Origin of the sequence: Synechococcus sp. CS-1326 (genome assembly GCF_025128115.1) — a bacterium.
Classification (GTDB): Bacteria; Cyanobacteriota; Cyanobacteriia; order PCC-6307; family Cyanobiaceae; genus Regnicoccus.
The window spans coordinates 47,778-58,200 of the sequence record NZ_JAHLYV010000004.1 but is presented as its reverse complement, the minus strand read 5'-3'; the positions used below and the strand labels follow the sequence as shown (position 1 = coordinate 58,200).

Sequence of the window (10,423 nt, the reverse complement as noted above, 5' to 3'; positions counted from 1 at the left end):
GTGGCGCTGATTGTTCTCATCCCTCTCGCCAAGATTGATCTAGCTGAAATCTGGGAGTTCATTGCCGATGACAGCGACGATCAGGCCGATGCGTTCATCGACCTGATTGATCAGAAGGTCAAATTGCTGGCAGAGCAACCAGCCATCGGTCGGCGACAGGACGAGCTGGCCGATGATCTTCGTAGCTTCCGGTAGGTCGTTACGCCATCTTCTTTGTTGCCATTCACGGATGAGTTTAGATCGTGCGCGTGCTCCATGGAGCCCGAGACACTGCGCTGGCAGCTGCGATTCTCCAATCACCCCCGGGCCCTGGAGTAAGACGCTCTGGACATCAGAACAGCTCCTTTCCCAGTTATGACCACTCTTTTGGAAGCAGGCTTACAATGTCAAAATCTCGCCTTGGCTCACGAAAAAGCATGACCCCCACCTACACAGCAGTGATTCGTCAGGATGGGCCTTGGTGGCTGGGTTGGGTGGAAGAACTGCCCGGGGTCAATGCTCAGGAACAAACCCGGGAAGAGCTGTTGGAATCCCTTCGGCAGGTGCTTCGTGAAGCCCTGGAATTCAACCGCCTTGAGGCCTTAGAGGCTGCTGGCCATGGTTACGAGGAACTGGCCCTCACCCTGTGAAACGGCGGGATCTTCTGCGCCATTTGAATCAGCATGGTTGCGAGCTCTTGCGAGAGGGTGGCAATCATTCATGGTGGTGGAACCGAACCCAAAATCGCCGCAGCGCAATCCCGCGTCATTCCGAGATCAAGGAGCTGCTGGCTCGCAAAATCTGCCGGGATCTTGGAATTCCTCCACCTTGAACGAACCTGATGTGCGCTGGCAGCAGCGCTTCTCCAACTACTGCCGCGCCTTGGAGCAACTGGAGAGCTTCTTCGAACATACCGTGCTCAACCCCCGCGAAGAACTGGGCCTGATCAAGGCATTCGAATCCTCGTTCGAGCTCGGCTGGAACACCCTGCGCGACCTGCTCAAAAGTGAGAGCAACTCTGATTTGGTCGGCTCCCGTGACACCTTGCGCGGGGCTTACCGGGTGGGCCTGATCAGCCACGGCACCGCCTGGATGGCCATGATCCAGGATCGCAACCTCACCAGCCACACCTACAACAGGTCCACGGCAATCCAGATCGCCACCAACATCCGCGAGGGCTATCTCGAATGCTTCCGCCAGCTCAGGGCAACACTGCAGCAACGGGCGTCCTGACCCAGCCGGTGCCCGGGCTGCCGCCGGACGCCAGTGCGCGGCTTCTTGCCGTGTTGGCGGCCTGCCCGGCCGTGGAATCGACATGGCTCTACGGCTCCCGGGCCATGGGCCGCCACCAGCCCGCCTCCGATGTGGACCTCACCCTGCAAGGCGCCCACCTCAGCCACCGGGATCTGTTGCAGTTGATGGAGGCGATCGATGATCTGCTGCTGCCCTGGCAGGTGGATCTCTCCCTCCACGCCGATCTCCACGACGACCTGCGCGACCACGTGGAGCGGGTGGGTCTGCCGGTGCTCACTCGGATGGAGCGAAAGGATTGATCAGGCCGATGGTGGTGTCGCTAAAATGCCGAACATTGCGGGTGGCCAGCTGCGCGCCGCGGGCCAGGGCAATGCCGGCGATCAGGATGTCCCGCAGATCAACCGATCGCCCCCTGGTCTTGCGATCAGCGGCCAACGCAGCGGCCCGCTGGGCCGCCAGAGCATCCAGCGGAGCAATGCGTTCCTGCACCAACTGCTCAAGCAACCGTTCCAAAGCCTGCTGCAGCGAGCGGCGGCGCTGGCCGACCGGCAGGGCTGCCACGCCATAGCGCAACTCGAACACCACCACACTCGGCAGCCAGACCTCCTGGCGCAGCTGGCCATCCAGCCAGGCCACAACAGCAGGGTCCGGGCGGCGCTTCATCAAGGCCGAGATCACGTTCGTGTCCAGCAGAATCACGCTTCGAACACGGCTGCTTCAGCCTCCTGCCCTCGCCACTCAGCGATGGGTTCATCCAGTCCAGCGCCCTTGAACAGTGCCGCAATCTGCGAGCCAAGTCCAGTTCCTTCTGGCTCCACGTGCTCGTTCTCCGCCGCCTTCGCGAGAATCAGCCGGGCTTCCTCTTCCATGCTGTGGCCATGGCGCAGGGCCCGACGCTGCAAGGCCTCTTTCACGGATAGATCCAGGTTGCGAACCAACAGCTGCGCCCTCAAAACGACCGATGCCAGACCGCTATCATGTTAGCAGTACTGATCGTGTGGCGACATGGCCGGGCGCACCAGCAAGAACCAGCTCTCCATCATTCCCCCAGCCCCTCAGCTGCCCCTGCCCCCCTCGCCGCCGCTCACCCAGGCCTCCAGCCCCTCCCCCAGGAAGGACAGGCCCAGCACCAGCACGAACATGGCCAGGCCGGGGTAGAGGGCTGTCCACCAGATGCCGGTGGGCAAGGCCGTGAGCGCCTGCTGCAGATCGGCGCCCCATTCCGGGATCGCTTCCGGCAGCCCCAGGCCGAGGAAACCCAGCCCGCCCAGCACCAGCACCGCATCGGCGGCGTTGAGGGTGAGCAGCACCGGCACCGAGGTGATCACGTTGCGCAGCAGGTAGCGGCGCAGGATCCACACCGGCCCCGCCCCCAGCGACTGGGCCGCCTCCACATAGAGCTCCGCCTTCACCTGGGCCGTCTGGTTGCGCACCACCCGGAAATACTGCGGGATGTACACCACGCAGAGCGCCGCTGCCGCATTCGGCAGGCCCCGCCCCAGCAGAAAGGCCAGCACCACCGAGAGCAGCAGCACCGGCAGGGTGTAAAGCGTGTCCATCAACAACACCAGGATCCGATCGAGCCAGCCGCCCAGGTAGCCGCTCAGCATCCCCAGCGGCACGCCGATCAGCAGCGCCGTGGTAACCGCCAGCAGCACCACCTGCAGGGCCACGCCACTGCCGGCCAGGGTGCGAACGCACACATCACGGCCCAGGCGGTCGGTGCCGCACCAGTGGCCCAGCGACGGGGCCGCATAGATCGGGTTCTCCAGTCCGGTGTTCGGATCCGGCAGCACCCCCAGCTGGATCAGCAGCGGCGTGACCACGGCCAGCAGGCCATACGCCAGCACGATCAGCACCCCCCAGCGGGCCATCCGGCCCGAGAGATCCCGGGGCTGCCAGCGCCACAGCGCCCCCATCAACGCTCGTCGAGGCGGGTTTTCAACTGCTCCAGCTCCTCATTGATGTCCATCATCTTCGCCGCCGCTTCATCCTGATCCATCGTTCTCCGCTGCCGCTCCTCCTCCTGGTAGCCACGTATCGACCGGAACATCAGGCCGCCACCGCCGCCGATCATCACCCTCAGGCTCCAGAGGCAGGTTTCTCGGAAGCTGAACAAGTGGCTCTGCAGCAAACCGAAGCCGCCACCCGCCCCCAGAGCGAACGTGCCAACAAAAATCAGCCCAGACCCTGCGCCGCCCAACCGCCCTGAGGCCAGTCTTCGCAAACCGGAGCCGACCATCACCTGATTGGTGAACAGGAAGATTCCTGTGACGAAAAACGACCCACCCAACAGAAAAAGGAGAAATTCCTGGGTAGGATGGCTGCTCAAGACCCTTGAAAACTGAATTGTTCGTGGCTACTTGGCCTGGAAGTCAAAATGGCCAACACCTTTAATAAGTCAGCACAGGGGGGAAGTCCCATATTTTCTCAGATTTTTTTAAGAAAATCAAATCAATCGCCCTTTAATCTAAAATTTGGATTGGAAAGTCCAACTTCAACGCTTGGCAAAATTTCTGTTGTGAATGGTTCTGTCACAAAGCGAAGCCGCGGTCTGATCGTTGACGACGACTCCGAGCTGCGCCGCTTCCTCATTTCCGAGCTGGCCGTGGAAGGGGTCGATCTGGAGGAGGCGGACTGCGGCCAGAGCGCTCTGACCATGATCAGGGAAAGCCCGATGCCGTTCGAGCTGGTGCTGCTCGACTGGAGCCTACCCGATTTCAGCGGGGTGGAGATCTGCCGCCGGCTCCGCTCCAGCGGCCTCACCATGCCGGTGCTGATGCTCACCGGCCGGGATGATGTGCGTGATCGGGTGGAGGCACTCGATTCCGGCGCCGATGATTTCATCAGCAAGCCGTTCTCGATCGAGGAACTGCTGGCCAGGATCCGTGCCAGTCTTCGTCGCATCAGCTTCCACCTCAATGGCAGCGAGGTGGAGCAGCTCAGCTTCGCCGACCTCACGATGAACACCGCCACCCGCGAGGTGATCCGCAACGGCACCCAGGTTCCCCTCACCGTGAGGGAGTACGACCTTCTGCGCTGCCTGCTGCGCAACCCGAACCGGGTGAACGAACGGGAAACGCTGCTCAAATCGGTGTGGGGCGACAACCACTTCGGCGACGACAACCTCCTTGACGTCTACATCCGTTATCTGCGCAAGAAGATCGAGTGGCCTGGCCTGCCCACCCTGATCCAGACCGTGCGCGGCGTTGGCTTCATGCTGAAGGAAGGGGCTCTGAAGGGTTGAAGGGCGGAAGGCTGAGCTGAAAGTCGGCGCCACCACCCGGGCCGTCCGCCACCCTCGCCTCCCCTCCCATCCGCCGCATCAACAGCCGCACCACCGAGAGGCCGATGCCGCTGCCCCGCCGGGCCGCTGCCGTTCCCTGGCCCCGGCTTCCTTGCACGAAGCGCTCGAAGATCATCTCCTTCTCGGCATCAGGCACTCCAGCACCCTGATCAAGCACATGCACCACCACCGAGCTGTCAGGCCCGGCGGGGCTGCCGAACAACTCGATCGGCCCATCGGCCGTGTGCTTCAGGGCGTTCTCCACCAGGTTGGTGAGGCACTGTTGCAGCCGGTCAGCATCTCCGCAGGCCTCCAGCACCGGACCATCCAGGGGGGGGCGCAACCGCAGCCGCCCCCCGGCAAAGCCCACCAGCCGCTCATAGGCCTTCAGCAGCTCCTGCTCCACATCGAGCCGCTGGCGGCTGAGCACCAGCTGGCCGGTGTCGTCGCGGGCGATGTCGAGCAGATCACTGACCAGCCGCCCCATCCGTTCCGCCTCACCCTGGATCAGGGCCAGGGGACGGGGACTCTCGGCCGGGCCTGGGGCCGCCAGTGCCTCCTGGCGCAGCAGGCGGCGGGCATAGCCGCTGATCAGGGTGATCGGCGTGCGCAGCTCATGGGCCACCCCATCGGCAAAGGCCCGCTGCCGCTCGAAGGAGAGCGCCAGCCGCTCCAGCAGGGCATCGAAGGCAAGGGCGATCGGTTCGAGCTCCTCGGGCCGGGGCCGCTCCTCCAGCCGCTGGCGGCTGAGGCTGTCGGCCTGGATCGTGGTGATGGCGGCAACAAGCTGATCGAGCGGTTGCAGACCCCGGCGCAGCGCCAGCCGCAACAGGGCGCTGGTGAACAGGGCCGTGATCCCGGCAAAGGCGATCAGCAGCAGCTGGGTCTGCCGTTCCCGCTCGGCATCAATGCTGAAATCCTCCAGCACATAGAGCTCCGCCACCCCCTTGACCAGGGCCACCGGCCGGCTGGAGCTGAGGAACGTGCGGCCTTCGATCTCGAAACTGCTCGGGCGCACGCTGGAGTTGGCAAAGGCGCTGGCGGTGGCCATCAGGCGCCCCATCGATCCGGGCGCCACACTGAAGCCCCGAACGACCGGCTCCTCGAAGGGCATCCCGTTCGCCAGCTCCAGCCAAACCAGCGCCCCCGGGCTCACCACCTGGTTGATCCGCCGCTGCAGGCCCGCCGCATCGGCTGGGGCTGGCGCCAGGCTGAGCTGGCGCTGCAGCTGATCGACCCCGTCGTTGTGGAGGGCGATCCGGTTCTCCGCGTTGAGCTGGCGGTTGGCCAGCAGCAACACCCCATAGCCGGCCAGCACGGCCAGGAGGCTGCTGGCCTGGAGGCGGCGGCGGATGGAGCTCAACGTATCCCTGCATCCATCACCAGAGTGTCCCTCAGCGGCGGCGGCTTTCGGCCCTTGCTGATCCATCCGTTCCTTTCCCCTAACCCGCTCCCGCCACCGCCTCGCTGACGATGCGCTGGGCCGAGCCGCCGCCCGCCGTGAACTGTTGCTCCAGCCGCAGGGCCACCAGCTGGGCGCCGGGATCCAGGCAGGCCGAGAACGGCAGCCGGGCCGAACGGTTCAGGTCCACGGCGGCGGCGGCGTCTCCGGCGGCCAGCAGCGGGCGGCATCCCTGCCAGGGGGTGGCGCTGGCGGCCAGGCCGTCGATCACCACCCGGCTCTGGAAGGCCGTGCCCGCCGCCACCTGGCCATGCAGCCCGAAGGCGGGGCCACAGCGGATCAGCACCCGGCCCTGCCAGATGCCGCTCGGCGCCGCCCCCACCGAATAGGTCACCATCCCCTCCGGCGTGCTGAGCTGCAGCACCGCCGTGCGTCCGGCCAGGCCGCACACCGAGCCGTGCCGCTCCGGATCGGCCGCCACCGCCGTGGCCCGCTGCAGATCGGCCCGGATCAGGGCCAGGGCACGGTCCTGGTTGGCCCGCTCCCGCAGCAGCCGGCTGAACCGCTGGGCATTGCGCCCCTCCCCCAGCAGCGCCTGCAGCACCACACCGCAGAACAGCAGGCCCAGGCCCATCGCCAGCAGCAGCTCCAGCAGGGAGAAGCCGCCGTGGGGCTGGGATTCCCCGGCAGGGAGCCTGCGGGCACGAGCAAGACGGGCACGGATCAAAACAGTTGCCATCAGGATGAATGGGTAGAGGACGATCGGGATTCAGAGGCTGGGATCGGGCTGGCAGAGCTCGCTCTCCGGCGTGCCGTCGGCGCTGCCCCCGTAGCGGCCGAGCCGCACGATGCCCAGGGGCAGCGCCATCACCAGGCAGCGGCGCAGGGCCGTGCCAGCGCTGGCCAGCACCACCGTGCCGCCATCGAGCACCAGGCCATTGCTGCTGAAGCGCAACACCTCCGGCAGGTTGTGATTCAGGGCCACCGTGGCGCTCTCCACCCCCTCAGCCAGCTCCAGCGTTGTGGCGCGGCAGGCGATCAGGCTGCCCGTCGCCGGTGGCTGCCAGCCCTGCTCCGAAAGGCTCAGGCCGCAGGGCTCGCCGCGCTGGGCAGCCTCGGTCCGGCCCCGTTCGATGCCCTGGGCCAGCCGCCGCGTCGCCGCCTCCAGCCGTTGCCTGGCCAGGCTCTCACTGCCCGCCTGCATCGCCATCCCGGCCAGCAGGCCCAGCACCGCCACCGTGATCAGCACTTCCGTGAGGCTGGAGCCCTCCTGGCCCCAGCGGCCGCGGCCGGGAAGGCCAGCACGGCGCCCTTTTGGTCTCATGCCCCCACCTCGCTGTCGGTGAGGGGCGCCTCTGGTTCAGCGGCGGCGGGCGGGCAGAGGCCGTGGGCCGCCGCGCTGAACAGCCGGCGCCGCTCCAGCCCCAGCGGCTCGGCCAGATAGACGAGCCAGAAGCCATGCGCCACCGGTGCCGCCGCCGCGCTCAGCTGGCGGCTCACCCCGGCCGGCAGCGCCGGGCCGGCCACCTCCAGCTGCTGGCGCATCCTCAGGCTGGCGGCCTCGCAACCAGGCCGCTCCGCCTGCCAGGCCAGGGCCGCCTGGCGCAGGCTGTGTTCCCGCCGCAGCAGGTCGGCATCGATCAGGCGCAGGGTGTCCTGCCGCTCAGCGGTGGCCTGGGCCCAGCTGGCGCTCGCCCCCCACAGCTGCACCGAAGCATTGGCCGCCAGGGAGAACACCAGCATCGCCATCGTGATCTCGGTGAGGGTCATCGGCCCAGGCTCCGCACGCCGAGCACCTCGGCCGGCCGGGCCGGATCCAGCCGCAACCGGAACAGCCCCTGCTGGCGGCTGGCCGTCGCCCCCCCGGCCTCAAGGGCGAGCCGCAGCTCACCCACCACCGGCTGCCACGACAGCAGCCGGTAGCGGGCGCTGCCCACCGGGGCCTCCAGCAGCGGGGCGAGGCCGGCGCCTGGCCCACAGCCCGTTGCCGGCCAGGTTGCCGAGGCCGTGGCCAGCAGGCAGCCGTAGGGGCCGTTGAACTGGGCCGCCACCTGCTGGGCGGCGGAGGCCAGGGCGTCGTCGGCCTGGCGCTGGCGCAGCTCGGCCGCCAGCAGCTGGCTGCCATGCAGGGCCGCGGTCTGCACCGAGAGGCTGCTGAGCAGCAGCACCAGCCCCACCCCGAACGAAAGCGGCAGGAAGAAGCCCGCTTCGCGGGTGGGTGTTGGAGCAATGGGCCTGAGCAAAGTGTTGCGGGATGGCATCGGCGGCCTCCAGGGCGGATCACCGTTTCAGCGTTCCCACCCGCTGGCGGATTCATCCCGGGCCGGCGCCTGGCGGGCCGCTGGGCCATATCTTGTAACACCTTGCTGATGCTCGATCAGCGGGCCAGCCCGACCCCCACAACCCGGGAATACGGCTTTGCGCAAAGGATCCACAGGCGGCTTTCCCCTCTCGTTTCCGGCGGGATTCCCTCCTGCTCAGCGCTGAACAGAACCCCACGCATAGTTAAAAACGTGATAGTGTATTGGAAGATACAAAAGATTAGAAGTTTCTAAGAAATTTCTGAGATAATGCGTACACGGACTTTTCTCTTACTGATCAATTCCAGGCGCTCCCAGGCCAGGAATCGATCCAGCCAGGCGGGTTTTTCCCTTGCGATGGCCCTGTTCGTGATCCTCACGGTGATCCTGGGCTCGGTGGCGATGGCCAGCCGCGCCACCCTCGGCAATCTCAGCGCCGCCTTCCAGGGCGAAAGCCGCGAAGCCCGCGAAGCTGCCGAAGCCGGCCTGGCCACGGTGATCAGCACCCTGAACCAGGAGGCGAACCGCAAGCTGCTCGTTTCGGCAGTACCGCTGAACAGTTGGGCAGCCAGCAACACCAGCCTCCAGAACCCCTGTGCCGCGGCGGGCACCGCTCCGACGGCCACCGCGATCAATTTCAGGAACGGCGCCGTCAACACCATCGCCGGCAACGCCAACCGCCGCTTCGTGTTGCGCAGCGTTGAAATCAAGAATTCCACTCGCAATCAACGCTTTATCAGCAACTCCGCCGGTACCAGTTCCAACACCGGCAGCTACAGCGACAGCCTGGTCAATCTCGATAACGCCGCCAACGTCGGCTACATCGCCCTCACCATTGAAGGCCAGGTGCTCAACGCCGGCGGCCAGGTATCCACCGCCACGGTGACGCGAGAGTTTCAGGTGGTGCCGAAGTGCTGCAAGATCTCCTTCGGCACGATCACAGGTCTGCCGGCCCACGGCAATGATCCCCGCGCCTGCGACAACAGCTTCCCGCGTCTGCTGGTGGGTGCTGCTCTGGAGCAGCCAGGAGTCGGCAGCCCTCCTGTTGCCGTTCCCCCCGGCGGCGTCAGCTTCGCCGACAGCGGCGCCCAGCTGCGGGTCCAGAACGATGGCTCCACCAGCGTCAGCGCCAACAAACCACCCGACATCATCTGCCTCACCCGCAGCATCTGCCCCGGTGTCACCGGACCCATCGACGGCAGTGTGCCGGTGCGAGGCGTGGGGATCAGGCTTCCCGCCCTGCCCGTTTATCCCGCTTGCCCCGCCGGCCAGACCTGTACCGGCAGCAGCGGTGGCATCGCCATCACCTCGAACTCGATCTGCGAAAACACAGGGCAACAGGTTGTGATCGTGGGAAACACTGGGACCCAAACCTGCACCCAGGCTCAGGTCAATAACGGCAAAGACTACCTCCGGGTCAACGACACAAACACTGGGATCGAACTGTGCAACACCACCAACACCAACCTCGCTGCTCCAGGCGCCAATGGTGAGCCGAATCTTTCAACAGTAATTGTCTCAGGTAGCTGCACGCCTGCAACAGGCCAGCCCAATATCAACAACTCCTGCGCCCGCACCGGCAGCTCTGCCGCCGACTTTGCCTACCACTGCCGGATCAGTTCACTTACCGTCAGCGACAACACCCTTAATAACAACGAAACCAATCGCCGCCAGAATAACACATTCGTGATCGATTCCTCCCGGGCGCCGATCTACCTCTATCTCAATTCCGAGTGGAACGCCGGCAACGTCACCACGGTGAATAACTGGGATGATGGCCAGATCCAGCATGTCAAGTGCGCCACACCCACCAGCGGCAACACCGCCTGCGCCACCCGCGCCCTTCCCGATGATTCCAGCCGGGCAGCCATCTACAGCAACCGTCAGATCAATGTTCAGGTGGGTGACGACGGCTATATCCGCGACCTCTTCATGTATCTGCCCTACGGCACCCTCACCCTCCGCGAAGATCCCGACTCCGATGACAACCCCTTCGGCATGCCGAACTATCGCGGCTCCCTCTGGGTGAACAACCTGTCGATGGGCACTGGTGCCCGGGCCGGCTACAACACCCAGATCGCCGTCCCGCCCCTCTCCGGCTCCTTCTACGGCCTCACCAATTCCGCCGCCCAGCCCTTCCGTCTGCCCATCTTTGACTGGGTCGCCCGCAGCAGCGCCTCCACCTCGCTGTTCTGATCCAGT

At 65.5% G+C, this 10,423-nt stretch carries 16 protein-coding genes; 7 read left to right on the top strand and 9 right to left on the bottom strand.

Annotation, left to right across the window (positions count from 1 at the left end; translation table 11 throughout):
* The 5 genes from KQ307_RS01060 to KQ307_RS01040 all read left to right on the top strand — a co-directional run bounded on the left by KQ307_RS01060 (position 1) and on the right by KQ307_RS01040 (position 1,532).
* Positions 1-195 (top strand): type II toxin-antitoxin system RelE/ParE family toxin, encoded by a 195-nt coding sequence (locus tag KQ307_RS01060; RefSeq protein ID WP_259726662.1) that lies wholly within the window; start codon positions 1-3, stop codon positions 193-195.
* Between the two features lie 221 nt (positions 196-416).
* Complete coding sequence (locus tag KQ307_RS01055) at positions 417-629, top strand: type II toxin-antitoxin system HicB family antitoxin (protein ID WP_259726661.1); 213 nt, start codon at positions 417-419, stop codon at positions 627-629.
* Complete coding sequence (locus KQ307_RS01050; RefSeq protein WP_259726660.1) at positions 626-811, top strand: type II toxin-antitoxin system HicA family toxin; 186 nt, start codon at positions 626-628, stop codon at positions 809-811. The genes KQ307_RS01055 and KQ307_RS01050 overlap by 4 nt, the downstream gene beginning before the upstream one ends.
* Positions 808-1,212, top strand: a complete 405-nt coding sequence (locus KQ307_RS01045) for a nucleotidyltransferase substrate binding protein (protein WP_259726659.1) — start codon at positions 808-810, stop codon at positions 1,210-1,212. The genes KQ307_RS01050 and KQ307_RS01045 overlap by 4 nt, the downstream gene beginning before the upstream one ends.
* An 8-nt stretch (positions 1,213-1,220) precedes the next feature.
* Entirely contained in the window at positions 1,221-1,532 is a 312-nt protein-coding gene (locus KQ307_RS01040; protein WP_259726658.1) for a nucleotidyltransferase family protein, read from the top strand.
* Here KQ307_RS01040 and KQ307_RS01035 read toward each other — a convergent pair.
* The 4 genes from KQ307_RS01035 to KQ307_RS01020 form a co-directional block, all read right to left on the bottom strand.
* Positions 1,507-1,932, bottom strand: a complete 426-nt coding sequence (locus KQ307_RS01035; protein WP_259726657.1) for a type II toxin-antitoxin system VapC family toxin — start codon at positions 1,930-1,932, stop codon at positions 1,507-1,509. The genes KQ307_RS01040 and KQ307_RS01035 overlap by 26 nt on opposite strands.
* On the bottom strand, positions 1,929-2,171 hold the full coding sequence (locus KQ307_RS01030) for a FitA-like ribbon-helix-helix domain-containing protein (protein ID WP_259728577.1): 243 nt from the start codon (positions 2,169-2,171) through the stop codon (positions 1,929-1,931). The genes KQ307_RS01035 and KQ307_RS01030 overlap by 4 nt, the downstream gene beginning before the upstream one ends.
* Before the next feature lie 117 nt (positions 2,172-2,288).
* Positions 2,289-3,152, bottom strand: a complete 864-nt coding sequence (locus tag KQ307_RS01025; protein WP_259726655.1) for an ABC transporter permease — start codon at positions 3,150-3,152, stop codon at positions 2,289-2,291.
* Entirely contained in the window at positions 3,152-3,310 is a 159-nt protein-coding gene (locus KQ307_RS01020; RefSeq protein WP_259726654.1) for a hypothetical protein, read from the bottom strand. The genes KQ307_RS01025 and KQ307_RS01020 overlap by 1 nt, the downstream gene beginning before the upstream one ends.
* Positions 3,311-3,754: 444 nt before the next feature.
* On the opposite strand from KQ307_RS01020, the gene KQ307_RS01015 reads away from it, so the two are divergent.
* Positions 3,755-4,480, top strand: coding sequence for a response regulator transcription factor (locus KQ307_RS01015; RefSeq protein ID WP_259726653.1), 726 nt, complete (start codon positions 3,755-3,757; stop codon positions 4,478-4,480).
* Here the strand turns inward: KQ307_RS01015 and KQ307_RS01010 are convergent.
* From KQ307_RS01010 to KQ307_RS00990, 5 genes are all read right to left on the bottom strand, one after another.
* Positions 4,449-5,882 carry a sensor histidine kinase KdpD gene (locus KQ307_RS01010; RefSeq protein WP_259726652.1) on the bottom strand — a complete coding sequence of 478 codons (1,434 nt, stop codon included), beginning with the start codon at positions 5,880-5,882 and terminating at the stop codon, positions 4,449-4,451. The two genes, KQ307_RS01015 and KQ307_RS01010, sit on opposite strands and share 32 nt — an antisense overlap.
* A 79-nt stretch (positions 5,883-5,961) precedes the next feature.
* Positions 5,962-6,660, bottom strand: a complete 699-nt coding sequence (locus KQ307_RS01005) for a prepilin-type cleavage/methylation domain-containing protein (RefSeq protein WP_259702007.1) — start codon at positions 6,658-6,660, stop codon at positions 5,962-5,964.
* A gap of 30 nt (positions 6,661-6,690) precedes the next feature.
* The gene (locus KQ307_RS01000; protein WP_259726651.1) at positions 6,691-7,245 is read right to left on the bottom strand and encodes a GspH/FimT family pseudopilin; all 555 of its coding nucleotides are present in this window, start codon (positions 7,243-7,245) and stop codon (positions 6,691-6,693) included.
* A complete protein-coding gene (locus tag KQ307_RS00995; protein WP_259726650.1) occupies positions 7,242-7,691 on the bottom strand; it encodes a hypothetical protein in 450 nt (149 codons plus the stop codon). The genes KQ307_RS01000 and KQ307_RS00995 overlap by 4 nt, the downstream gene beginning before the upstream one ends.
* The gene (locus KQ307_RS00990) at positions 7,688-8,182 is read right to left on the bottom strand and encodes a hypothetical protein (protein ID WP_259726649.1); all 495 of its coding nucleotides are present in this window, start codon (positions 8,180-8,182) and stop codon (positions 7,688-7,690) included. Before KQ307_RS00990 ends, KQ307_RS00995 begins: the two co-directional genes overlap by 4 nt.
* Positions 8,183-8,578: 396 nt before the next feature.
* Between KQ307_RS00990 and KQ307_RS00985 the strand changes: the two genes are divergently transcribed.
* Positions 8,579-10,417: a hypothetical protein gene (locus tag KQ307_RS00985; RefSeq protein ID WP_259726648.1), complete on the top strand. Its 1,839-nt coding sequence runs from the start codon at positions 8,579-8,581 to the stop codon at positions 10,415-10,417.
* Positions 10,418-10,423: the final 6 nt, after the last annotated feature.

Bases quoted from the DNA above. Each gene is read 5' to 3' on its own strand.
- KQ307_RS01005 (WP_259702007.1), bottom strand. From the start codon at position 6,660: ATGGCAACTGTTTTGATCCGTGCCCGTCTTGCTCGTGCCCGCAGGCTC.
- KQ307_RS00985 (WP_259726648.1), top strand. From the start codon at position 8,579: ATGGCCCTGTTCGTGATCCTCACGGTGATCCTGGGCTCGGTGGCGATG.
- KQ307_RS01000 (WP_259726651.1), bottom strand. From the start codon at position 7,245: ATGAGACCAAAAGGGCGCCGTGCTGGCCTTCCCGGCCGCGGCCGCTGG.
- KQ307_RS00995 (WP_259726650.1), bottom strand. From the start codon at position 7,691: ATGACCCTCACCGAGATCACGATGGCGATGCTGGTGTTCTCCCTGGCG.
- KQ307_RS01055 (WP_259726661.1), top strand. From the start codon at position 417: ATGACCCCCACCTACACAGCAGTGATTCGTCAGGATGGGCCTTGGTGG.
- KQ307_RS00990 (WP_259726649.1), bottom strand. From the start codon at position 8,182: ATGCCATCCCGCAACACTTTGCTCAGGCCCATTGCTCCAACACCCACC.
- KQ307_RS01020 (WP_259726654.1), bottom strand. From the start codon at position 3,310: ATGATCGGCGGCGGTGGCGGCCTGATGTTCCGGTCGATACGTGGCTAC.
- KQ307_RS01025 (WP_259726655.1), bottom strand. From the start codon at position 3,152: ATGGGGGCGCTGTGGCGCTGGCAGCCCCGGGATCTCTCGGGCCGGATG.